Here is a 22,579-nt window from a genome sequence, read left to right as displayed (position 1 = left end):
CGAGAGCCCGAGGAGTCCACCGGCCATGCGCCCCATCAGCTATCTGCGCCCCGACGGCACCCAGGACGGCATCGAGAGCGCGCTGCGCGCCGTCGCCACCGACCCCGGAAGCCACTTCCTCGCGGGCGGCACCACCGAGGTCGACCTGCTGCGCCAGCACGTGCTGTCCCCGCACCGCCTGGTCGACATCAACCGGCTGCCGCTCGCCGGGATCGAGGAGCTGCCCGACGGCGGGCTCAGGATCGGCGCGCTCACCCGCATGAGCGAGGTCGCCGCCGCCCCCGCCGTGCGCCGCCGCTTCCCGTTCGTCGCGCGGGCGCTCGAACTCGGCGCCTCCGCGCAGCTGCGCCACATGGCGTCCATGGGCGGCAACATGATGCAGAAGGTCCGCTGCGGCTACTACCGGGACGCCGAGTCCCGCTGCAACAAGCGCCTTCCGGGCAGCGGCTGCGCCGCCCTCGGCGGCGTCAGCCGCACGCACGCGATCCTCGGCACCAGCGAGCACTGCATCGCCACCCACCCCTCCGACGTCGCGGTGCCGCTCGCGGCGCTCGACGCCCGCATCCACACCCGCACCCTCGACGGCGCGCACACGTACGACACCGACGCGTTCTTCCTGGCGCCGGGCGACACCCCCGATCGCGAACACCCGCTCACGCACGGCGAGTTGATCACGGCGATCGAGGTGCCCGCCCTCGCGATGGCCGAGCGTTCGCTGTACCTCAAGGTCCGCGACCGGGAGTCGTACGAGTTCGCGCTGGTGTCGGTCGCCGCCGCGCTCGACGTCGAGGACGGCGTGGTCAAGGGGGTGCGGATCGCGCTCGGCGGCGTCGGTACGCGGCCCTGGCGGGCCCGGCGCGCAGAGGACGCCCTGGTCGGCGCGGTCGCCACGGCACAGAGCTTCGACCTGGCGGCGCGGGCCGAGCTCGGCGCCGCCCGCACCACCGCGATGAACGCCTTCAAGCCCGAGCTCGCCCGCCGCACCCTGGTCCGGGCGCTCGAAACGCTCACCCGCGACGGGAGCCGGTGATGACCACGACCACACAGCGGCCGAAGGGCCACGACGGCCCGATCGGCCGCCCCCTGGACCGCGTCGACGGCCACGCCAAGGTCACCGGCGGAGCCCGCTACGCCGCCGAGGTCCCGCTGCCCGGACTGACGCACGCCGTGCTCGTCGGCGCCCGCGTCGCCCACGGCCGCATCACCTCCCTCGACACGACCGAGGCGGAGCGGGCCGACGGCGTCGTCGCCGTCCTGACCCACCAGAACCTGGGGAAGATCGCCACCCAGCCCCGACTGCTGCCCTCGCTCGCAGGCTCCGTGGCCCCCGGTGAGACCTTCTTCCCGATGCAGAGCGACGAGATCCACTACGCGGGCCAGCACGTCGCCCTGGTCGTCGCCGACACCTACGAACGCGCGCTGCACGCCTCGCACCTGGTGCGGATCACCTACGCCGAGGAGCCGTCCGTCACCGTCATCGACCAGGGCCGCGACCAGGCGTACGAACCGGAAGCCATCTTCGCGGGGTTCGTTCCCGGCCGCTCGGAGCGCGGCGACGTGGCCACCGCCCTCGACGGGGCCGCCGTGACGGTGGACCGCACGTTCACCTTCGCGGCCAACCACCACAACCCCATCGAGACCTCGGCCACCACCGCGTACTGGGAGGGCGACCGGCTCACGCTGCACGACGCCACGCAAGGCGTGACCGCCACCCAGCACACCGTGGCCGCGCTCCTCGGCATCCCGCACACCCGCATCCGCGTCATCGGCCACTACACGGGCGGCAGCTTCGGCGCCAAGGCCATGGTCTGGCACCATCCGGCCCTCGCGGCGTTCGCCGCCCGCGCGGTGGGGCGCCCGGTGCGGCTCGCCCTCACCCGCGAGCAGATGTTCTTCGGCTGCGGGCACCGCGAGGAGCAGGAGCAGCGGATCGCCCTCGGCGCCGACGCCGAGGGACGTCTGGTGGCCCTCCGGCACCACAAGCTGTCGCCGACCTCGCCGTTCGACCACTGGGCCGAGCCGTCGCTCGGCGTCGCCGGGCAGATGTACGCGTGCCCGAACTACGAGGGCGTCTACCGGCTCATCCACGCCCACACGATGACCCCGACGTTCATGCGCTGCCCCGGCGAGGCGACCGGCCTGTTCGCCCTGGAGACCGCCATGGACGAGCTGGCCGAGCGACTCGGCCTCGACCCGCTGGAGCTGCGGCTTCGCAACTGCTCCGACACCGACCCGGCGTCCGGCCGCCCCTGGAGCAGCAGCGGTCTGCGCGAGTGCCTGCGGCAGGGCGCCGACCGCATCGGCTGGGCGCGCAGGTCCGCTCCCCCGGCCGAGGACGGCGACTGGCTGATCGGCCTCGGCATGTCCGCGAGCGCCTATCCGGTGTACGGACCGTACAACCCGCAGCGCGCCCGCGCCCGCGTGTACGCCGACGGCACCGCCGTCGTCCAGGCGGCGGTCACCGACATCGGCACGGGCGTCCTCACCGCGATGACGCAGGTCGCCGCGGAGGCGCTGGGCCTGCCGGTGGAGCGGTGCCGCTTCGAGGGCGGGGACACCGACCTGCCCAACGTCGCCGCCGCCGTCGGCTCCTCGGGCGCCGGCATGGTCAGCGCCGCCGTGCACACCGCCGCGAGCGCGCTGCGCGAGCAGTTCGTCGCCCGCGCGGTCGCCGACGAGGGCTCCCCGCTGCACGGCGCGGACCCCGCCGACGTCGTCGTCCGCGACGGCCGGATGGTCCTGCGCGGCTCGCCCGGGACCGGCGAGGGCTATGCGGAGCTGCTGCAGCGCCAGTTCCTGCCGGACCTGGAGGCGACCGGGTCGTGGGGGCCGCCGCCGCAGGACGCGCCGTACGCGTCGATGACGTTCGGCGCGCAGTTCGCCGAGGTCGCCGTCGACCCCGTGCTCGGTCTGGTACGGGTGCGCCGCCTCGCCGGTGCCTTCGCGCCGGGGCGCGTCCTCAACGCCAAGACCGCGCGCAGCCAGTTGATGGGCGGCATGATCTGGGGCCTCGGCCAGGCCCTCCTGGAGGCCACGCACATGGAGCCCGGCACCGGCCGCTGGGCGAACGCGAGCCTCGGCGAGTACCTGGTGCCGGTGAACGCCGACGCGCCCGACGTGGACGTCGACTTCGTCGAGGTGGCGGACACCGTCGTCAACCCGCTCGGCGTCAAGGGCGTCGGCGAGGTCGGCCAGGCGGGCGTCGCCCCGGCCATCGCCAACGCCATCCACCACGCCACGGGCCGACGGGTGCGCAAGCTGCCCATCACGATCGAGGACATCATCGCCTAGCCGTCGTCGACGGCACATTCCTGGCTCAACTACGTCCTCACGAACCGCTCGGGTGACAGGTGCAATGTCCTTGTACGTGCGGAGGGTTGGAATCCGCACCCACAAGGAGGAGACGCACCATGGCAGCGGAGGCACAGGGCACGGCTCCCACCCCCGACGAGGTCGGGGCGATGTACGACCAGTACGGCGACCTGCTGGCGGACCTGCTGGGTTCGAGCGCCGTGCACATCGGCATGTACGTGCCGCACGGCACGCGCGCACCCGTGACGACGCTCGTCGACATGGCCGACGTCGCGCAGGACCGGCAGACCGAGCACCTCATCGACACCTTCGACCCGGCGCCGGGCACCCGCGTGCTCGACATCGGCTGCGGCACCGGCGCGCCCGCGCTGCGCCTGGCGCAGCGCACCGGGTGCCGCGTCACGGGCATCACGGTGAGCCGGACCCAGCTGGCCCGGTGCCAGGAGCGGCAGGCGGTCCATCCGGCCGCTGAGCGCGTGGAGTTCGCGTACGGCAACGCCATGGCGTTGGAGTACGACGACGCGTCGTTCGACGCCGCCTGGTCCATCGACTGCGTGCCGCACCTGTCCGACCGCGCCCTCGGCCTGCGGGAGGCGCTGCGCGTGCTGAAGCCCGGCGGGCGCTTCCTGCTGACCGAGTTCACGCTGCGCGGCACGCCCACCGAGGCGGAGATGTCCGCGTACACCACGCTGTGGGCGTGTCCGCCGCTGCGGCCCTTCGCCGCGCTGATCGGCGAGATCGACGAGGCCGGGTTCCAGGTGGAGCAGGTGCAGGACATGACCACCAACGCCGTGCTGTGCGGCGAGCTGATGGGCGTGCTGTACCAGGACCGGCGCGAGGAGATCGAGCGGCGCTTCGGCAAGGAGGCGCTCACCCACACCGACCCGCTGATCGGTCCGTTCCGTTCCTTCACCCGCCGGCACACGGGCTATCACGTCCTGGTGCTCCGCAAGCCGGCGGGCTGAGGCTCGCGGAGGGTCAGCCGGAGCCGGCCTCGTCGGCCGCCGCCTCGATGAGGTCGGTGACGGGGACCGGCTGGGAGGCAAGGGAGGCGTGGCCGGCGTCGAGTTCGATGGTCTTGCGCGGGTTCATGCGCCGGGCCATGCGGCGCTCGTTGTCCGGGTGGATCATGCGGTCGGCGGTGGAGACCTGGTACCAGCACGGCTTGGCGCGCCAGGCGGGCGCGGTGATCGTGTCGCCGAACGTCGAGCCGAGCGGCGCCTTCTGCGTGACGGCCATGACCAGCGCCTCGTCGGGCGTGAGGTCCTGGGCGAAGCTCTCGTGGAACGCGTCCTGCTTGATCCACAGATAGCCGTCGGAGTCCGGGGCGATGTTGTCGAAGGCGGCCGGGGGCTTCTCCTGGCTGATCTGTCCCGGGCTCTCCCCGGCGTCCGGCGCGAACGCCGCGACGTAGACGAGTGCGGCGACGTTGGGCAGGTCGCCCGCCTCGGTGATGACCGCGCCGCCGTAGGAGTGGCCCACGAGGACCACCGGCCCGTCGATCTGCCTGAGCATCTTGCGGGTGCGCTCGGCGTCGTCGGCGAGGGAGGTCAGCGGGTTCTCCACCGCGTGCAGATCGTCGAAGCCGCGCTTGTTCAGCTCCACGATGACGTTCGCCCAGTGGGCAGCGCCGCCCCAGAATCCGTGCACCAGAACAACGGCCGGTCTGCCTGCCATGGCGATTCCACCTGTTCGTTCCACGATCCCCCATCGGCTGATGTGCGCTCTCACGCTATGCAGGCCCGGTCCGGGGCGCGACCGGAGGCCTGGGCCGCACGGTTTCAGCCGCGCGCGCCGGTCAGCTCGTCGAAGGCCGCGAGCAGGTGCAGGAACGGGGCCTCGCCCCACGCGGCCACCGCGAGGGCCGCCGCAAGGACCGCCCTGCCGTGCGCGCCCGCGCCCTCGTCCTGCCAGGAGGCGCGCAGCGCCGCGTCGTCGCGGCTCGCCCAGGCCCGGACCGCCCGGACCGTGCCCGGCTCGTGGCGGGGCGGGCCCGCGGCGGCGATCCGGTCGGCAGTGCGGACGACGTCGGCCGGGGTGAGGGTGCGCGGCCCCGACAGGACGACGCCGACGACGAGGCCCAGGACGTCACGGGTGACGGAGGGCAGCTGGGCCCGCACCGCCGGGTCCGTGGTGTCGAGGGCTGCTGCGATCGTCGCGGAGTCCCCGCGGGCGTAGGCGCGGACCAGGGCGACACCTCTGCGCGTCGCTTCCCGGCCCGCCGGTTCGGCGGACCCGGGGCGCCGCCGGGTCCGGTCGGCCTCCATGAGCGACCCGTGGGGACCGTGCGGTGCGGGGTGCGAGGTCATGCCCCGGCTCCTTTCGCGAGACGTGCCCCGATCCTCCGACCTCAAGTGCGGTTGAAGTCAAGCCCGGCCGCGCCGGGCGGATCACCGGGGCTTCGGGCCGGGCCCTTCGTCGAGGTCCACGCGAGCGAGTTCGGCGCGGGCGGCGACGCCGGACTTCGCGAGGACGTCGGCCACGTGGCGGTGGACCGTACGGGGGCTGAGCAGGAGCTGCGCCGCGATCTCGCGGTCGGTGAGGCCTTCGGCGGCCAGGCGGGCCACGTGCCGCTCGCGCGGCGTGAGCGCCGGCTCGCCGGGCGGTGCCGGATCCGGGCGGTGGATCCGCTCCCCGGCCCGCTCCTGTGCGGCCAGGGTGCGTTCGAGCAGAGGCGCGGCGCCGAGCCGGCGGAAGGTCTCGGCCGCGTCGGCGAGCTGTGCGCGGGCGTCCGTACGCCGCCGGGCCCGGCACAGCCACGTGCCGTACAGCAGACGCGTACGGGCGTGGTCGAAGGGGCGGCGGGCCGCCTCGGAGGCGTCGAGGGCCCGGCGGAAGAGCGCCTCGGCGTCGCCGCGGTCGGCGGTGAGGAGCGCGGCGGTGCGGTCGGCGGCGGCCCGCGCCCAGTCGGCGCCGGTGCGGTCGGCCCAGGCCCGCAGGGTCCGCAGGGCGGCTCGCGCGTCGGCCCGCGCACCGGTGCGGAGCGCCGCCTCCGCGGTGTCCGGGGCGGCCAGCAGCGCGAGAGTGGGGTGCGCGGCGTCGTGGCCGGGCTCGGTGAGGCGGTGCAGCCACTGAAGCGCCTCGGCGTCCCGGCCCGCGAACAGGGCGGCCTGACCGCGGATCCAGTACGCGGCGGCGGTTAGGTCGCGCGCACCGCGCGGCACCGCACGCTCCACGGCACGGTCGGCGAGCACGGCGGCGGCGGATGCGTCACCGCGCAGCGCGGCAAGCCAGGCGAGCGAGAGGCGGCACTGGGCCGCGGCGTGGTCGGCACCGGTCTCCTCCGCGACGCGCAGGGCCTCGGTGGCGTCAGCGGTGGCCCGGGCCCAGTGGCCGCGCACGATGGCGAGGGGCGCGGTGTGCGGGGCCGTGCGCACCAGCGCGCCGGTCACGTCGGTCGCCCGCAGCTCGCCGAGGCGGGCACGGTGGGCGTCGGCGAGTGCGGCCTCCTCGCCCCAGGCCACGGCGAGCGGGGCGGGCGGGAGCAGCGGCCACGAAGCGGCGCCGAGCCGGGCGACGGCTTCGCCGGTGAGGGACGCGGCGGCGGACGTCTCGCGCTCGGTGTCCCACCACTGTTTGAGCGCGGGCAGCAGCGCGGCCTCGGGCAGGTCTCCGTCGGTGGCGAGCCTCTCCAGGACGCGCAGGGCCTCGGCCTGCCGGTCGGTGGAGCCCGCGGACCAGCCGGCCCGCACGGCCACGCAGGCCAGTTCGACGGCGCGGCCCCGGTCGGCGACTGCGCGCAGGTCCCGCAGGAGCAGCCGGTTCGCGCTCTCCTGGTCGCCGTGGGCGTGTGCGATGAGGCCGCGCAGGCCGCCGCTGATCCCGGCCACGACCTCTTCGGTCGCGCACCGCTCGGCCTGGTCGAGCAGGTCGCGTGCGGTGTGGGCCGGCCCGGCCTCCCAGGCGGACCGGGCGGCGAGGGCGAGGCGTCTGCCCTTGTCGTGCGGTGCGGCGGACAGCTCGGCAGCCCGGCACAGGGCGCGGACGGCCGAGGCGTGGCCACCGCGCCGCCGGGCCTGCCGGGCGCAGTCCTCCAGCTGGGCAGCGACGGCGTCGTCGGGTCCTTCGGCGGCGGCCGCGCGGTGCCAGGCCCCCAGGGCGGCGCGGTCCTCGCCGGTCACGGCGTCCGCGAGGGCGCGGTGGACCCGGCGGCACTCCGCGGGCGGGGCGTGGTCGTAGACGACGGTGCGGACCAGAGGCGCACGGAAACCGACGCGGTCGCCTTCGGCGTGCAGCAGACCGGAGCGCAGGGCGTCCTGCCAGGCGTGTTCCGTGACGCCGAGCGTGGCGGCTGCGGCACGGACGGCGTGGCGGTCGCCGCGGTCCTCGGCGGCGGCGACGAGGAGCAGCGTGCGGGTGGGCGCGGCGAGCCGTTCGACACGCGCGACGGCGGCCCGGCGCAGACGGGAACCGACGCCGCGTGGCCCTGCGTCGACGTCGGGCGGTTCGCTCAGGGCGAGGGGGTTGCCGTGTGCGGCCCGCAGGGCCCGGCGGACGGTCTCGCCGTCGGCGTCCGGAGCGGCATCGCGTACGACGGCTTCGGCGGCGGTGTCGTCGAGCCCGCCGATCTCCAGGACGGTGCCGCCGTCGCCGGGGCCGCCGGGCGCGGGGGCTTCGTGGCCGACGGCCAGGAACAGGGCGATGGGTTCGCCGGGTACGCGGCGGGCGACGAAGGCGAGGCACGCGGCGGTCGGCTCGTCGAGCCACTGGGCGTCGTCGACGGTGATCAGGAGGGGCTGTTCCGTGGCGAGTTCGGACAGCAGCGTGAGGGTGGCGACGCCGATGAGGAAGCGGTCGGGGCACTCCCCGCCGCGGCCGAGCGCCGCGCGCAGGGCCGCGGCCTGGGGTGCGGGCAACGCGTCGATCCGGTCGGCCACCGGCCGCAGCAGCGTGTGCAGCGCGGCGAAGGCGAGCGGGGCCGCCGTGCGGGTGCCGCGACAGGCCAGGGTGGTGAAACCGGTCGCCGTGGCGGCGGCGTGCTCGAGGAGAGCCGTCTTGCCGATGCCGGGATCCCCCCACAGCACGAGCGCCGCGCCGGTACCCTCACGCGCCTCTCGCAGAACACGGGCGAACGCGGCCTTCTCGTAGTGCCGTCCGTGCACGTTCATGTGGTCGAGATTTTAGGGCAGACACGGTCCGTCCTGACAAAGAGTCTCGCCATTCCCCTCCTACGGACTGTGTTCGACCGGTCCCCGTCCGGCCGCGCCCCGAGGGGCGCCCGAAGGGGCGCGGGGAACTGCGCGACCAGCCACGACGAACCCGCAGCCGAGGACACCGCGCCCCAGCGAAGCGCTAACCGTGTTCTTCGGCCGACACCGGCTTCGGGATCAGGAAGGACGTCACGAAGGCCGCCGCGATGAGGACGACTCCGGCGATCATTCCCGCCGAGTAGCCCGTGACCGAGGTCTTGTCCGCCGGCGCGGCCGCGGTCTGCACGGCGAACAGGACGGCGAAGCTCAGGCCCGCGCCCAGGTTGAACGCGCCCGCGTTGAGGCCGGGCAGCACACCGGGGCTCTCCTTCGGCGAGAGGACGATGCCGAGGCCGTTGAGGACGATGTTGGCCACGCCCGCGTACGTGATGCCGATGAGGATCGAGGAGAGGAGCAGCAGCGGGCGCGAGTCGGCCTGGAGCGTGACGAGCATCAGGGCGACGGTCGCGGCCGAGCCGACAAGACCGAAGCGCAGGACCTTGCCGTAGCCGAGGGTGGCGGCGAGGCGGCCCGAGAGCGGGCCCATGGCCAGGCCCGCGAGGGCGTAGGGGGTCAGGGTCCACCAGGCGGACTGCTCGGCGGTCATGCCGAATCCGGCCTCCGCGTTCTGCGCGAACGCGGGGATCATGCCGTTCATGACGGCGAAGACACCGGTCATGGTGAGCACGGTCGTCAGGAGCAGGGCCCAGGTGGAGCGCTGGCGCAGGTGCCGGGTCGCCACCAGCGGGTGGCTGCTGCGGTCCTCGGCGCGCCAGAACACGGCGAAGGCGGCCGCGGCGACGACGGCGAGGACGGCCACGAGCGGCCAGTTGGCGTTGCCGAGCTTGCCCGCTTCGTTGAGGGCGACGAGGGCCGCGCCGACGGAGACGACCAGGATGGCCACGCCGGGCCAGTCCATGCGGGTCCCGGCGGCGTCGGCCGCGGTCGACTCGGGGGTGAGCACGGCGACCAGGACGGCGGCGAGACCGGCGACGACGGCCATCACCCAGAACACCGACTGGAAGCCGTAGTGGTCGGCGAGCGAGCCGCCCGCGATGGAGTCGACGCCCGCGATGCCGCCGTTGACGGCGGTGATGACGCCGAGCAGGGTGCCGTAGCGCTTGGGCTCGTGGACCTCGTTGCGGAGCATGATCAGGCACAGCGGGACCGTCGGCCCCGACACGCCCTGGATGACGCGGCCCACGAACAGCATCGGCACGCTCTGCGCGAGCGCGGCCACGACACAGCCCACCGCCATCAGGACCATCATCGCGGCGAGCACCCGGCGGCGGCCGACGAGGTCGCCCAGGCGCGGCAGGAACAGCGAGAACAGCGCGGCGGAGGTGAAGAACGCCGTCTGGGTGAGGCCGACCTCCGCGGTGGTCGCGTCGAGGGAGTCCTCGACGTTCTGCAGCGCCGGGCTGAGCATGCTCGCGTTCAGCTGGAAGGCGAAACACGCCACGAGGAGGGCGACGACGAGGACCCAGAGCCGGACCGGGCGGCGGCCCGGCGCCGTCGTGGCGGCGGGCCCGGTGACGGAGGCGTTCACGCGGACACCTCGCCGATGCGCTCCAGGGCGTCCACGACGAGGTCCCAGAACCGGCCGTGGTCCAGGTCGACGGCGACCTGGGTGTGGCAGTCGGCGGGCGCGGGCGAGCGGAAGTCGGCCACGGTCATGCCGAGGGTGAGGGTGCCGGTCAGCTCGATGTCCACGGGGGCCTTGCGCACCGTCATGACGCTCGGGTCGATGACGTACGCGACCGCGCACGGGTCGTGCACCGGCGGGTGCTCGAAGCCCTGCTCCCGCAGGTACATGGTGCCGAAGAAGTCCAGGAGCTCGCCCACGAACGCGGCGGGCCCCGTGCCCACGGCGGCGATGCGCGCGACGACCTCGGGGGTGGCGAGCGCCTGGTGCGTCAGATCGAGGCCGACCATGGTGAGGGGCCAGCGCTCGTTGAAGACGATGTGCGCGGCCTCCGGGTCGATCTTGATGTTGAACTCGGCGACGGCGCTCCAGTTGCCGGTGTGGTAGCCGCCGCCCATGAGGACGACCTCGCGGACGCGCTCGGCGATGCGGGGCTCCTTGCGCACGGCAAGGGCGATGTTGGTCAGACCGGCCGTCGGGACGATCGTGATCTCGCCGGGCTCGTGGGACATCACCGTGTCGATGATGAGGTCGACGGCGTGACGGCGGTCGAGCTCCAGGGTCGGCTCGGGCAGGACGGGTCCGTCCAGGCCGCTCTCGCCATGGATCGACTCGGCGACCTCGACCTCGCGCACCAGGGGGCGGGGGCAGCCCGCCGCGAAGGGCACGCCGGTGATGTCGGCGATGCGGGCCACGGACAGGGCGTTGCGGGTGACCTTCTCCAGGGTCTGGTTGCCGACGACGGTGGTGACCGCGACCAGTTCGACGTCCGGGTTGCCGTGGGCCAGGAGCATGGCGATCGCGTCGTCATGCCCTGGGTCACAGTCGAGGATGATCTTTCTGGCCATCGCGGAACCTCTTTGTTCGGCTGAGGCGGCGCTGGCGGGCGTCACCTCGGGAAAACGTTCTCCGAAGACTTTGTGCACGGGTGCGCATTATGTCAACGATCCGGAGTACTCCGTTCATGCTCCCGTGCTACGCCCCTGACCTGGTAGTACGTCAGGCCTGTCCCGAGCGGTCCACCACTGTGTCGCGCTTTGGTGCCCCTGAGTGATGTCCAAGGCCGTTGATAACGTTCTCCGAAACGTACTGAAGGGGAACGTGCCGAAGGGGAACGTACCGAAGCGGAACGTTCCGAAGGGGGTGGGCAGGGCGTGGCCGATGTGACGCTCCGGGACGTGGCGCGGGCCTCCGGCTGCTCCGTCGCCACCGTCTCGCGGGTCCTGGCCGGGACCCGGCCCGTGGGCGCCGACACCGCACGGCGCGTCCGGGCAGCCGCGGCGAGCCTCGGCTACCGGCCCAACCACGCGGCCCGCGCCCTGCGCAACCGCGCCACCGGCACGGTCGGCCTCGTCCTGCCGCAGATCACCAACCCCTTCTACCCGGCCCTGGTCCGGGAGCTGACCCACGCGCTGCACGCCGAGGGGCGTGCCGTGCTCCTCGCCGACTGCGACGACGACCCCGTGGCGGAGGCGGAGCGCATCGAGGACCTGCTCGGCCGCCGTGTCGACGCCCTCCTGGTGATCCCGGCCGACGAGCGGCGCAGCCGGGACGCGGTGGCCGCTGCGGCGGCCCGGGTGCCGCTGGTCCTCCTGGACCGCCGGTGCGGGCCGGGCGTCGCCGACTCCGTGGCCGTCGACAACGCCGCCGGCATGGCGCTCGTCCTGGAGCACCTCGCGGCCACCGGGCGCCGAAGGCCGTGCTTCGTCGGCGCGCACGGCACGGCGTCGGCGGCCGCCGAACGGCGCGCGGCGTACGCGGCCGGGTCCGGCGCGCTCGACGCCGCGGCGCCGGAGCGGACGGCGCTCGGCGACTTCTCCGTGGCGTGGGGCCGGGCCGCCGTCGACGCGCTGTGGGAAGCGCGGCCCGACGCCGTGGTCTGCGCGAACGACCTCATCGCGATCGGTGTGCTGCAGCGCTTGCAGGAGCTGGGCGCGGACGTGCCCGGCGAGGTCGCCGTCACCGGTTTCGACGACATCCCGATGGCAGGCCTCGCGGCCCCCGGCATCACCACGGTCCGCCAGCCGGTCGCCGAACTGGCCGCCGAGGCGACGCGGTTGCTCGCCCACCGCCTCGGCGCCGACGGCGCGGGACCGCAGCGGGCGCTGCGGCTGGCTCCGGACCTCGTGGTGCGGGGTTCCAGCGCCGCGCCGCACGTTCGGGCGTAAGCGGGGTCACGGGCGTTGCGGCCCGCGACGGGGTCCGGGAAATTGACCCCATGCCGGCTCAGCCGTCGTCGAGGCCGCCGCACCCGCCGCTGAGGAGCCGAGATGCCCGGAGCAGAGGCCGATCCGGAGGTCCTGATCGTCGGCGGCGGGCCCGTCGGGCTCACCGCCCGCGCGCTGCTCGCCCGCTGGGGGGTGCGGACGACGCTGGTCGAGAAGCACACCGAGCTGTCCCCGTTTCCCCGGTCCCGGCTCGTCAACGTGCGCTCGATGGAGATCTACCGCCTCCTCGGCCTCGCCGCCCCCCTCACGGACCGGGCCTTCGCGCCCGAGTACGGCCGCATCCGCTTCCGCGACACCCTGTGCGACCGCGACTTCGCCACGGCGGCGATGGTCGGGGTCAACGCGCCGGTGCCCGAGAGCCCCGAGACCGGAGTGCTCACCTCGCAGGACCGCCTTGAACCCCTGCTCCTTGCGGCGGCGGACACGCCGGTGCGGTTCGGGGTCGAGCTCGTCGACCTGGCGGAAGAGGCCGACGGCGTCGTGGCCGTGCTCGCCGACCGCCGCGGCGGCGAGCGGACGCGGGTCCGCGCGCGGTACGTCCTCGCCTCCGACGGCGCGAACTCCACCCTGCGGCCGCTCCTCGGCATCGGCACCACGGGCCCCGGAGCCCTGGGCAGCTTCACCACCGTCGTGTTCGACGCCGACCTCAGCCGCTGGTGCGCACGCCGGCCCGCCGGGGTCTACTTCACCGCGCACGGGTCCTTCGGACCGGTCCACCCCGAAGGGGGCTGGATGTGGTTCGGCGTCACGCCGGACGACGCCGCGGACGCCGACTGGCCCGGCCTCGTCTCCCGCGCCCTGGGGCCGGGCGCCGGGGTGCGGCCCGAGGTGCGGCGGGTGCAGCACTGGGTGATGAACGCGTTCGTCGCCGAGCGCTTCCGGCACGGCCGGGTGCTCCTCGCCGGTGACGCCGCGCACGCGCTGCCCATCACCGGCGGCCTGGGCATGAACACCGGCGTCGCCGACGCGCACAACCTCTGCTGGAAGCTGGCGGGCGTCCTGCGCGGCTGGGCGGGCCCTGCCCTGCTGGACACGTACGGCACGGAGCGCCTGCCCGTCGCCCATCGGACCCTGGACCAGACGGTGGCCGGCACCCGCCTCATGGTCGAGGTGCAGAGTCGGCGGCACGAGCAGCTCCGCTCCGGCGAGGCGACGTCGGATCCGGTCGAACTCCCTTGGTCCGACCGGTACTTCGCACAGCTGGGCCTGGTGCTCGGTGTCGCCTACCGCTCCCGGGCCGTGCTCACCGACACCCCCTCGTCCCCCGGCCCGGCGGATCCGTCGGCGCCGGGCACGGACTACGTCCCCACCCCCAGGCCCGGCCATCGCATGCCCCACCTCTGGCTCGCCCCGGGCCGCTCGACGCTCGACGCCTGCGGCGAGTGGTTCACCCTGTTCACACCGGACCCGGCCCGGTGGGTGCAACGGCTGGGCGGGCCGTGGCCCTCGCGCGTGGAGGCCCTCACCGCCGAGCAGGCCGACAGCTGCGCGCTGGGCGCCCACGGAGCGCTGCTCGTCCGGCCCGACGGCCACATCGCCGCCCGCTGGCCCGACGCCCCGCCGAGCGACACCGCGCTCCGCCGGGCCCTCGCGGCGGTCACCGGCTCGGCAGGCGGCTGACAGCCCCGCTCCCCCACGCGATTCCGCCGCCGGACGGCCGCATCACGCCAATGTCCGCCGCGCGGGCCGCTCGACGGTACTTCTGCGCCGTTCGTCCGTTGTCCCCGGCGACGATCACCGCCCGCCCCGCTGAACCGGGGCGGGCGGTGCCACGCGCGAGAAGGGACACCACCGCCGCATGACCACGCAGCACCGCCTGGGCCGGACCGCCGCCGTACTGGCCGCCGCCGTCGCCCTGTCCACGGCCACGACCGGGCTCACCGCGTACGCCGCCGACCACTCCGCCAAGACGGGCAAGCACACCACCGCCACCGCTCCGCACGGCGGCCCGGCGCAGCGCGACGACGAGGACGGCTGGGAGCGCGACGGGCTGCGCCTGGATGCCGCCGAGAACCGGAAGGTCGACACCTACCTCGCCCGCGCCCGTGCGGCCGAGCCGTCGATCAGCAGCGACGTACGGGACGCCGCCGACCTCAGCCAGGCCGAACTCGTCGGCTTCGACCACCGCCTCAAGTCCCCCGACTCCCTCAAGCGGAAGGTCGCCACGGACCTCAAGGAGCACCCGGAGCAGAACGTCGACGACGCCCTGGCCCGGCTGAGCGACGCGGTGCGCTACACCTTCCAGTGGTCCGACGACGACTACGTCACCGGTGTCACCATCGCCTCCGAGGTACTGTCCGCCTGGGGCAACGACAACACGAAGTGGTCCAACACCTGGGGCCGGCCGAAGGGCTACAAGGGACTCAACTCGGGCTGGCGCGCCCCCGGTTCGCAGCAGCGGTTCGAGGTGCAGTTCCACACCCCGGCGAGCAAGTACGCCCAGGAGGAGACGCACAAGCTGTACGAGGAGCTGCGGCTGCCCTCCACCAGCCCCGAGCGCAAGAAGGAGCTGCAGGAGCAGCAGGACGCGATCTTCGCCGCGGTGCCCGTCCCGGACGGCGCTCCCGCCCTCGCCGCGCCCGGCCGCACGGCTCTGGCCCCGGCCGCCTGACGCCCGCCGCGCGGCCCCGGCCACCCGGCCGGGGCCGCCACCCTCAGCTCCCCCGCGCCGCCCGCTCCAGGATCTCCGCGACCACGTCCGACTTGGCGTCGGCGTAGTTCTGCGTGTACGCCCAGGTGCGGGCGGCGAGTTGCCGCTTGGTGCGGGCGTACAGCTCCCGGTCGTCCGGGTGCGCGCGCAGCCGGTCACGGAACGACAGCATGCGCGTCACCTCCGGGCAGCCGCTCGGGAACACGTGCAGGTTCGCCGAGTCGGCGCCCGACCCCAGGTCCTGTTTGCGCAGCACGCGGTGCTCGAACCACTCGGGTTCCCGGATGGCGAGCCGGAATCCGATCCCCTCCAGGGCCGGTACGTACGCCGCCTCGTCGCCGGGCTCGGGCAGGGTGAGCACCATGTCCACGACCGGCTTGGCGACGAGCCCCGGCACCGAGGTCGACCCCGCGTGCTCGATCTCGTGCCGCACTCCGCCGAGCACGTCCCGGATCGCCGCCGCTTCCCGTGCGAAGGCCTCGGCCCAGCGCGGGTCGTACGCCCTGAGCGTCACCTGCCCATCGAGGCGCGGCGCCGCCCCGACCGTGGCCGCCTCGATCTCCTGCGCGCTCATCGGCACACGAGCCTGTTCCTCGTCCTGACTCTCCTGTGCGGGCATGACGGCTCCTGTTCGGGGAGTGGTGGTGGACTCCCCCACCCAAGGCGGAGAGCGACACACCGTCAAGTACGTCCGCTTTCGCGCTGAATGACACCGGGGCGGCACCCGCGGGTGCCGCCCCGGCCTGCCGGGCGTACCGGCTCAGTCGCGCAGGACGACCAGGACGAACGCGGCCGAGAGGGCGCCGAGGGCGACCGCCGCGACGCCTCGTGCGAAGCGGTGGTCCCGCAGGACGGGCAGGAGGTGGTCGGCAGCGACGCGGCCCGGTCCGGTGAGGGCCAGGGCCACCGCGCCGGTCAGCAGGACCAGGTCGTACTCGACGCCCTCAGGGGCGAAGAAGCCGCCGCCCCACTTGGTGGCGATGGCGTTGAGCATGATGCCGAGGATGCCCGCGCCCGCGAGCGGGGTAAGCAGTCCGATGGCGAGGCCCAGGCCGCAGAAGGTCTCGGTGAGGGCGGCGACCCAGGCCATCGCCTTGGCGGCCTTGTAGCCGTCGGCGGCGAAGTACTCGGCAGTGCCGTTCAGGCCACCGCCGTCGAACCAGCCGAACAGCTTCTGCGTGCCGTGCCCTGCCATGGTCAGTCCGACGGCGACGCGCAGGAGCAACAGCCCGAGGTCGGTGCCGGTCCGGAGGTCGGGAGCGCCGGGGGCGGCCCGGTGAAGGACGGGCGCACCCGGGGTGGTCAGGCCCTCGGAAGGGGCCGGGGGACGGGAAGGGTACGAAGACATGCTGGATCTCTCCTTGGTGACGACGGAACGGTGCGCGGCAAGCGGGGAGGGAGGAGAGGGCCCTCTACGTTCTGATGACGCACGTTCTATAGAGATCGACAGCGGTGGCGTCGGCGGGGCCCGTCGGGCGCCACGTGGCGGCAACGGGTGCCGCGTCGCCGCTGGTCGGCGCGGGCCGGGGAGCGGACGCACAGGGCTGGTCGGGTCGGGGCAGCGCCGCGCTGCGCGGCGTGTCCTGCCCGTCTCCGTCCTGGCAGCCACTGGTGTCGGGTCCCACCGACACCTCGACGGCCGAGCCGTACGGGGCCGTCGCGCGCGTGCGCTCGGCCTTCTCCGGGGCGGAGGAGGCCGACGCCGCGCCTGAGCCGAAGGCCGTGAGCATGCAGACGACGAAGGCGAGCAGGCACAGGGCGCCGGTGCGCCACGCACCGCGCCGGATCCTGACCTCTCGCCCGCTCATGCCGCCCGATACTAGGTCCGCACCACGGAGATACTGAAGACTTCAATGAGCCTGATGCGCCACGGCTGCACACGCTTCACACGGCCGTACGCGGCTTCACTTGTACGCGGCTTCACACCGGGCGCCGCATGCAGACCCTCGGCCACCGGTCCAGGCCGTGGGCGGCCTCCTTCTGCCGCACCGCCCGCAGCTCCGGGCCGATCGACGCCTCGTCGACGGTCTCGAAGCCGCAGCGGGCGTAGTACGGCGCGTTCCACGGCACCTCGGCGAAGGTGGTGAGGGTGAGCGCCGGGATTCCACCGGCCTTGGCCGTGTCGGCCAGGTGCTCGATGAGGGCGCGGCCGACGCCGCGGCGCGCGTGGTCGGGGTGGACGGACACCTGCTCGACGTGCAGAGCGCCGTCGACGTGGTCCGCGAGGAGGTACGCGACGGGCCGGTCGCCGTCGTCGACCGCGACCCAGGCGCGCCCCGCGCGCCGGTAGTGCGCCAGCTCCGCGAGCGTCGGCGGCTCGTCGTCGGCGATCTCCGGCATGCCGACGTCGCGGAAGCAGCGGCCCGCGGCCCTCTCGATGTCCTGGAGCAGGGGAAGTTCACCGGGGTCGACCACTCGAATGCGCATCATCCAATTGTTCCCTATGACCGCGCGGTGGAGTACCGCCCAAGCAGCACGAACGGACAGCGGCTCGTAACGCCGTGCACATCCAGTGCACAGCGCTCGCCGTCAGGTCTCCACAAGCGGTTCGGCCATGTAAGGCCAGAGCGCTTCCGCCCTCACAAGCCGACTTGCCTTCCTGCGCAGTGAAGCCCCCACCGGTCATGACTGCTGCTCCTCTCCTTCCGTTCACTGCGCGATCCGCGATATCTACCCTCCCGAGAAGGAGGCCCTCGGCGTCTTCGCCATCCACCTCACCCCTGCCTGGTGGCTCGTCACGGAACCCTGGCCGGGCTATCGGTCGATGAATGAATCAGGGAGTCGGCCGCAAGTGCGTCTTCGGTTCGGTGCGGGCGGGGTGTTTGCGGGGATCGTCAGCCGCAGTCAGCCAGGGCTGTCGTGCCGGTTTCGCCGACGGGCCTGTCGATGCGATAGACGTAATGGGTGCGGTCGTCGTCCGGATGGTCAGGGGCCAGGTCGGCGGTGCCGATCCTGAGCAGTCCGGCCTTCTCCAAGGCTCGCCATGACGCACGGTTGGCGGCATGGACCGGGACGACGACGGCGGACGCGTCCGGATAGTCGGTCCATGTGGCCGCCACGATCGCCCGGATGATGCGGGGCCCCAGTCCCTGCCCCACCCGTGCAGGGTCGCCGAGCAGGTAGTCGATCGTGACCGCCGTGTCGGGGAGTTCGACCTGGCCGGCCACCTCCGCGAGGTAGTCGGGGTAGTCCGCGAACCGGCACCGTTGGACCAAGGCGACCGGCGTGTCGTCCAGCATGACCAGAAGATCCTCGGACGGCTCTTCGCCGCGCGTCGCCGGCCCGAAGTCCCGCGCGACCGCCTCCATGGAGGTGTCGTGGCTCCACCAGCGGGCCACATGCGGTTGCATGAGCCACTCCCGCAACACCCCGAGGTCCCCCTCGGCCACCCTCCGCCACGTGATCACCATGCCTCCTCACCCCGCCAGGTCACGCCAACCCTAGCCAGTGGCTCGTCAGCCATGGCTGGGTAATCGGTCCATGACCGGATAGGTGAGTTGGCTGCGAAGGCCGTCTTTACGAGTTGGTGCGGTGCGAGCGTTGCGTCAGCGGATGTAGGCGGCGATGGCGGCGTTCTGCTCGTCGTGGCTGCGGTGGTCGGTGCCGTTGAGTGCGAAGTAGCGCAGGGCCGCGAACTCGGCCTCGATCCAATTCAGCCATGAGCCGTAGGTCGGCAGGAATACCCGCTCGATGCCGTTGCCGGCCACCCAGGCGCGGACCTTGGCGTGCTTGTGCGGGGAGAAGTTGTCCAGCACCACATACAACTTCTCCCCGGGCCAGCGGGCGCGCAGGGCTTTGAGGAGGTCGAGGAACTCCCGCCACCGATTGCGTGGGCGGATGCGGTAGTACACCTTGCCGGTGGCCAGGTCGAGGGAGGCGAGCATGTGCCTCACGCCGGCGGTGCGCCGGTAGGTGGCACGGAGCCTTCGTGGACGCCTGACGGGCCCCCATGCCTTGCCCTTGCGGGGCATCAGGTTCAGCGGCCCGAAATCGTCGACGCATATCACCCGCCCGTCGACGAGCGGAGTGTCGTACAGCGCCAGGACGCGGTGCATCTTGGCGATGAACTCCGGGTCGGTGGACGCCACGTGGTGGTGGTCTTCCAGGAGACTTTGCCCTCGCGCAGGATCCGACGCAGGGTCTCCCGGCTGATGGCGTCGGTCACCATCTGCTTGATGAGGTGGCCGGCGAGCTTGCTCAGGCTCCAGGTGGAGAACGCGGCGATGCCCCAGTCGGCGGGGGACGTCCGGGCAATCAGGCAGATGTGCTCGCGCACCTGGTCACTGGCCGGCGATGTCTTTCGACTCGCACGGCTGCGATGGGTTATGAAGGCCTCGATGCTGATGACGCTCGCCAACAAGCACCGCTCATCGGTGTCGAAGATGGCCCGCAAATGCGCGGCCACCATCGAGACGCCGCACGGGCCGCGCAAGTGCTTCGAAGCCCGCGTCGAACAGCCAGGCAGGAAGCCTCTGGTCGGACGGTTCGGCGGGATTCCGCTGAGACAGAACAAGAAGGTGGTCATCACCGACCGCCAGCTGGCGCCGGTCAATATCAAACGCGAGGAGCTGGTCACCCGGCTCCTCGCGGGACGATGCGAGGCATGTGGGTGTGTCGACGAGGTGGAAGTCCACCATGTCGCCAAGCTCGCAGGCCTCGGAAGATCCGGCGATCGGCCGCCGTGGGCAGATCTCATGGCCGTGAGGCACCGCAAGGCCCTTGTGGTCTGCGGAAATTTCCACGTGGACATCCACGGAAGAAGATCCGTCGCAGCACTCACGGAGTAATCACTGGAGAGCGACGTGCGAGGAAAGCTCGCATGCGTCGTTCGGGCTGGGGGCCGTGGGAAAGGGACCTGCTCAGCAGGCACCTCGCCGACGGCCCACCAGTACCCTTGGCACAACCTGGGCGAAGCCGCCGAGAAGTGCGTCTACCGGCACCGCGACTGCCTGCGCCCCACGCCGCAACCGCCGGAGGAGCCCCAGGGCGAGGCGGCGTCGGCCGCGTCATCGCCCTGGCCAACAGGGCACCGCTTCGCCGAACGCACCCGCGCCGAGCACGCCACCATCCACGCTCTGCTCGCCGCCGGACACGGCAAGCGGTCCGTCGCCCGGCAACTCGGCATGACGCTCAACACGATCCTGCGCTTCTCCCGCGCCGCCACTCCGGAAGAGATGTTCACCGGGCAGTGGCAAAACCGTCCGACCAGGCTCGATGCCTACAAGTCCTACCTCGATCAACGTTGGCAGAAAGGATGCACCAATGCCTGGAAACTATGGGAGGAGATCAAGGAACAGGGCTATCCCCGCGGATACGCCGGAGTCCGCGCCTACGTCAGCAGGAATCTCCGCGGCAAGCCCCGACCAGTCGGTCCCCGCCCGCCATCGGCCCGCGCCGTCACACGCTGGATCCTGACCCACCCCGACACCCTGCCTGAATGCGACCGGATTCAACTCAAGGTGGTCTTGGCCAACTGCCCAACCTGACTGCGCTCGCCGGGTACGTGCGCTCCTTCGCCTGCATGGTCACCGAGCTGCACGGCGAGCGGCTGCCGGAGTGGATCGAATCTGCCCGAGCCGCCGCCGACCTGCTCAGCCTCAGCCGGTTCGCCCAGCACCTCGAACGCGACCTCGATGCGGTCATCGCCGGCCTCACCCAGCCGTGGAACTCGGGTGTCGTCGAAGGCCACGTCAACCGGATCATTCTGTGGAATCAGCGATGTCAAGCCGTGTGCTTGTGCATCACGTCGAGGTAGTGCCGATCGTGGTGCGGAACATGGTGGTCCCGGCCAGGCAGGCTAAACACAGCGCAGACCTCGGCCGGCTGGGTGAGGATGCTCGACTGCTCGCCGAAGGTCAGGACAGAGTTGACCTCGTGGTGACAGCCGGCGGTGTCGAGGGCAGTGACCAGTTCCTCGCGGAGCACGGTGGCCTCGAATGACTCGGAATCGGGCAGGACGAGCGGCGGGAGTTTGGCGGTCGAACCACGCCAAAGGTTGATCCAGATGCCACTGACGGCCCGCTGCGTGACCACCAGTCGCAGCCCGTTCCAGGAGTAGGGGTAGCCGTCGATATCGGGCCCCTTCATGATGTGGGCGGGGTGCGGGCGCCCCGGGCCGAGCAGGTCTTCAGCCTCGGTCAGCGGCATCCCGCAGTGAAGAGGGCCGATCCGGCCGGTTCGGGCGAAGTCGACGAGCACGTTCATCAAGGTCACGGCAGTGACTGTGACACTCTCCCGGGCCTGTGCGCACTCCGATTATCAGCGCGGTGCGGAGCCCGCCCCGCCCTGTCGGACGTCGACGATCGGCAGAAGACGGGCTGTCGTCGGGAGGTCCAGTTCGCGTGGTGTCGGGCCGGCCGGAGTGGGTGTGTCGGCGAGGCGGTCGAGTAGCCGGTCCAGGGCCGCCTGTCCGTCCACATCATCAGCCAGGTCGCCGCCTGCTCGTGCCGGCCAAGTACCTGCCACTTCTCCGTCAGCGCCGAACCCCTCAGGGAAGACGTCCAAGAACTCGCGACGCGAGGGGTCGGTCTCCTCCGCAGCCATCGAACCGAGCAAGTCCATGAACGGGTGTGGCTCCTCTGGAGGGACGGGAGTAATCATGGCCATCCGCACCTTCACCAAGAGAAGTTGATCCGTTCGCACTCCGTATGCGCCCGCCGCCCGACCCGCCGATATACCGAACGCGATCTCAGCGTCATGGACCTCTCCCGTCAGCGTGAAGGCGGTGATCATGACGGGGCAGGGAAGCCCTCAAGGCACCAAACCAGCTCACGGTGTCCCTTCGGAGGAGCTACACGACGTGTGAGCAGAGCTTGAGCGGGCTCCGAGGTCGGACTGTGCTCCCCCACGCGGCGGACCACGGTCCATCCAGTGGGATGATCCCCAGATTCCGCAGCTCCGGCAGGGTGAAGACATGGCAACCACAACACCCCTTCCTCAAGTCCCCACCGGGGCCGCGCCGACAGCACCACTCCGCGTACCCGTCTGGGCCGAACGCATCGCGCATGCCATCCCCCTGGTAGTCCTGCCCGTCGGCATCTGGCGGCTGCCCTTCGCGTTCGGATCCGGCATGGGCGGTGAACCACTGCCCCCGGCCTGGTACAACGCCCCCTACGTCTTCGGCCTGACGATCCTCACGGAGCTCTGCGCCCTGCTCAGCTTCGGCCTCGTCCGCCGCTGGGGCGAGGTCGTCCCCCTCTGGGTGCCGTACCTCGGCGGGCGCCACATCCCGCCGACCGCCGCCATCATCCCCGCCACCCTCGGCGGCCTCCTCTTCACCGGGCTCGGCGTGCACTGGCTGCACGAGGCGATCACCGCGGGCACGGCGGCCTGGCCCTACGACGCGGGCTGGGACGTCCTGGCGATGGTGATGAGCGGCCTGATGAACCTGTGGGGCCCGCTGCTCCTCATCCTCACCTACGCCTACTACCGCCGCCGCTGCACCTGAGACGCACCACGCCACCATCTGGCACGCGGTCGCAGGAAAGTTCCGATGGGGGTGGCTCCGCGGGAGGGCCAGGCACGCCTGGGCCCATCTGCACCTGCACAAACAGAA

The 22,579-nt window shown here is 72.6% G+C and carries 23 protein-coding genes; 10 read left to right on the top strand and 13 right to left on the bottom strand.

Annotation, left to right across the window (positions count from 1 at the left end; translation table 11 throughout):
• Positions 1 to 25: 25 nt before the first annotated feature.
• From CP982_RS40350 to CP982_RS40340, 3 genes are all read left to right on the top strand, one after another.
• Positions 26 to 1,030 carry an FAD binding domain-containing protein gene (locus CP982_RS40350; RefSeq protein ID WP_150515038.1) on the top strand — a complete coding sequence of 335 codons (1,005 nt, stop codon included), beginning with the start codon at positions 26 to 28 and terminating at the stop codon, positions 1,028 to 1,030.
• Positions 1,030 to 3,291: a xanthine dehydrogenase family protein molybdopterin-binding subunit gene (locus CP982_RS40345; RefSeq protein WP_150515037.1), complete on the top strand. Its 2,262-nt coding sequence runs from the start codon at positions 1,030 to 1,032 to the stop codon at positions 3,289 to 3,291. The genes CP982_RS40350 and CP982_RS40345 overlap by 1 nt, the downstream gene beginning before the upstream one ends.
• Before the next feature lie 119 nt (positions 3,292 to 3,410).
• On the top strand, positions 3,411 to 4,277 hold the full coding sequence (locus CP982_RS40340; protein ID WP_229879140.1) for an SAM-dependent methyltransferase: 867 nt from the start codon (positions 3,411 to 3,413) through the stop codon (positions 4,275 to 4,277).
• Between the two features lie 13 nt (positions 4,278 to 4,290).
• Here CP982_RS40340 and CP982_RS40335 read toward each other — a convergent pair whose 3' ends face one another.
• From CP982_RS40335 to uriH, 5 genes are all read right to left on the bottom strand, one after another.
• Positions 4,291 to 4,989 (bottom strand): alpha/beta hydrolase, encoded by a 699-nt coding sequence (locus CP982_RS40335; protein WP_150515036.1) that lies wholly within the window; start codon positions 4,987 to 4,989, stop codon positions 4,291 to 4,293.
• A 104-nt stretch (positions 4,990 to 5,093) separates the two neighbouring features.
• The gene (locus tag CP982_RS40330; protein WP_150515035.1) at positions 5,094 to 5,621 is read right to left on the bottom strand and encodes a hypothetical protein; all 528 of its coding nucleotides are present in this window, start codon (positions 5,619 to 5,621) and stop codon (positions 5,094 to 5,096) included.
• An 81-nt stretch (positions 5,622 to 5,702) separates the two neighbouring features.
• Complete coding sequence (locus CP982_RS40325; protein WP_150515034.1) at positions 5,703 to 8,420, bottom strand: ATP-binding protein; 2,718 nt, start codon at positions 8,418 to 8,420, stop codon at positions 5,703 to 5,705.
• Between the two features lie 184 nt (positions 8,421 to 8,604).
• A complete protein-coding gene (gene uriT / locus CP982_RS40320; protein WP_150515033.1) occupies positions 8,605 to 10,050 on the bottom strand; it encodes a uridine transporter UriT in 1,446 nt (481 codons plus the stop codon).
• On the bottom strand, positions 10,047 to 10,994 hold the full coding sequence (uriH, locus tag CP982_RS40315; protein ID WP_150515032.1) for a uridine-preferring nucleoside hydrolase UriH: 948 nt from the start codon (positions 10,992 to 10,994) through the stop codon (positions 10,047 to 10,049). The genes uriT and uriH overlap by 4 nt, the downstream gene beginning before the upstream one ends.
• 306 nt (positions 10,995 to 11,300) lie before the next feature.
• Between uriH and CP982_RS40310 the strand changes: the two genes are divergently transcribed.
• The 3 genes from CP982_RS40310 to CP982_RS40300 all read left to right on the top strand — a co-directional run bounded on the left by CP982_RS40310 (position 11,301) and on the right by CP982_RS40300 (position 14,985).
• Positions 11,301 to 12,314, top strand: coding sequence for a LacI family DNA-binding transcriptional regulator (locus CP982_RS40310; protein ID WP_150515031.1), 1,014 nt, complete (start codon positions 11,301 to 11,303; stop codon positions 12,312 to 12,314).
• Between the two features lie 102 nt (positions 12,315 to 12,416).
• Positions 12,417 to 13,994, top strand: a complete 1,578-nt coding sequence (locus CP982_RS40305) for an FAD-dependent monooxygenase (RefSeq protein ID WP_150515030.1) — start codon at positions 12,417 to 12,419, stop codon at positions 13,992 to 13,994.
• Positions 13,995 to 14,172: 178 nt separating this feature from the next.
• Complete coding sequence (locus tag CP982_RS40300) at positions 14,173 to 14,985, top strand: ATP nucleotide 3'-pyrophosphokinase (RefSeq protein WP_150515029.1); 813 nt, start codon at positions 14,173 to 14,175, stop codon at positions 14,983 to 14,985.
• A gap of 43 nt (positions 14,986 to 15,028) precedes the next feature.
• Here the strand turns inward: CP982_RS40300 and CP982_RS40295 are convergent, their stop codons facing one another.
• The 6 genes from CP982_RS40295 to CP982_RS40270 form a co-directional block, all read right to left on the bottom strand.
• Positions 15,029 to 15,643, bottom strand: a complete 615-nt coding sequence (locus CP982_RS40295; protein WP_150515028.1) for a GrpB family protein — start codon at positions 15,641 to 15,643, stop codon at positions 15,029 to 15,031.
• 141 nt (positions 15,644 to 15,784) lie between these two features.
• Positions 15,785 to 16,372, bottom strand: a complete 588-nt coding sequence (locus CP982_RS40290) for a DoxX family protein (RefSeq protein WP_150515027.1) — start codon at positions 16,370 to 16,372, stop codon at positions 15,785 to 15,787.
• Between the two features lie 64 nt (positions 16,373 to 16,436).
• Positions 16,437 to 16,832 (bottom strand): hypothetical protein, encoded by a 396-nt coding sequence (locus tag CP982_RS40285; RefSeq protein ID WP_150515026.1) that lies wholly within the window; start codon positions 16,830 to 16,832, stop codon positions 16,437 to 16,439.
• A gap of 112 nt (positions 16,833 to 16,944) precedes the next feature.
• Positions 16,945 to 17,451, bottom strand: coding sequence for a GNAT family N-acetyltransferase (locus CP982_RS40280; protein WP_150515984.1), 507 nt, complete (start codon positions 17,449 to 17,451; stop codon positions 16,945 to 16,947).
• A 407-nt stretch (positions 17,452 to 17,858) separates the two neighbouring features.
• Complete coding sequence (locus CP982_RS40275; protein ID WP_221514724.1) at positions 17,859 to 18,434, bottom strand: GNAT family N-acetyltransferase; 576 nt, start codon at positions 18,432 to 18,434, stop codon at positions 17,859 to 17,861.
• 135 nt (positions 18,435 to 18,569) lie between these two features.
• Positions 18,570 to 19,112, bottom strand: a complete 543-nt coding sequence (locus tag CP982_RS40270; protein ID WP_212669214.1) for an IS630 family transposase — start codon at positions 19,110 to 19,112, stop codon at positions 18,570 to 18,572.
• Between CP982_RS40270 and CP982_RS40265 the strand changes: the two genes are divergently transcribed.
• Genes CP982_RS40265 through CP982_RS40255 form a run of 3 tightly spaced genes read left to right on the top strand, consistent with a single transcriptional unit; the run spans position 19,113 to position 20,779 of the window.
• A complete protein-coding gene (locus CP982_RS40265; protein ID WP_229879142.1) occupies positions 19,113 to 19,811 on the top strand; it encodes an HNH endonuclease in 699 nt (232 codons plus the stop codon).
• A gap of 15 nt (positions 19,812 to 19,826) precedes the next feature.
• Positions 19,827 to 20,510, top strand: coding sequence for a hypothetical protein (locus CP982_RS40260; RefSeq protein ID WP_150515025.1), 684 nt, complete (start codon positions 19,827 to 19,829; stop codon positions 20,508 to 20,510).
• A 35-nt stretch (positions 20,511 to 20,545) separates the two neighbouring features.
• Positions 20,546 to 20,779 (top strand): transposase, encoded by a 234-nt coding sequence (locus CP982_RS40255; RefSeq protein ID WP_150515024.1) that lies wholly within the window; start codon positions 20,546 to 20,548, stop codon positions 20,777 to 20,779.
• Here CP982_RS40255 and CP982_RS40250 read toward each other — a convergent pair.
• Positions 20,746 to 21,237, bottom strand: coding sequence for a hypothetical protein (locus tag CP982_RS40250; RefSeq protein ID WP_150515023.1), 492 nt, complete (start codon positions 21,235 to 21,237; stop codon positions 20,746 to 20,748). The two genes, CP982_RS40255 and CP982_RS40250, sit on opposite strands and share 34 nt — an antisense overlap.
• A 45-nt stretch (positions 21,238 to 21,282) precedes the next feature.
• Positions 21,283 to 21,756 (bottom strand): hypothetical protein, encoded by a 474-nt coding sequence (locus CP982_RS40245; RefSeq protein ID WP_150515022.1) that lies wholly within the window; start codon positions 21,754 to 21,756, stop codon positions 21,283 to 21,285.
• A gap of 181 nt (positions 21,757 to 21,937) precedes the next feature.
• Between CP982_RS40245 and CP982_RS40240 the strand changes: the two genes are divergently transcribed.
• Positions 21,938 to 22,471 carry a hypothetical protein gene (locus CP982_RS40240; RefSeq protein WP_229879143.1) on the top strand — a complete coding sequence of 178 codons (534 nt, stop codon included), beginning with the start codon at positions 21,938 to 21,940 and terminating at the stop codon, positions 22,469 to 22,471.
• Positions 22,472 to 22,579: the final 108 nt, after the last annotated feature.

It is taken from the genome of Streptomyces spectabilis (assembly GCF_008704795.1).
Lineage (GTDB): Bacteria > Actinomycetota > Actinomycetes > Streptomycetales > Streptomycetaceae > Streptomyces > Streptomyces spectabilis.
This window is presented reverse-complemented; position numbering and strand designations above follow the sequence as displayed.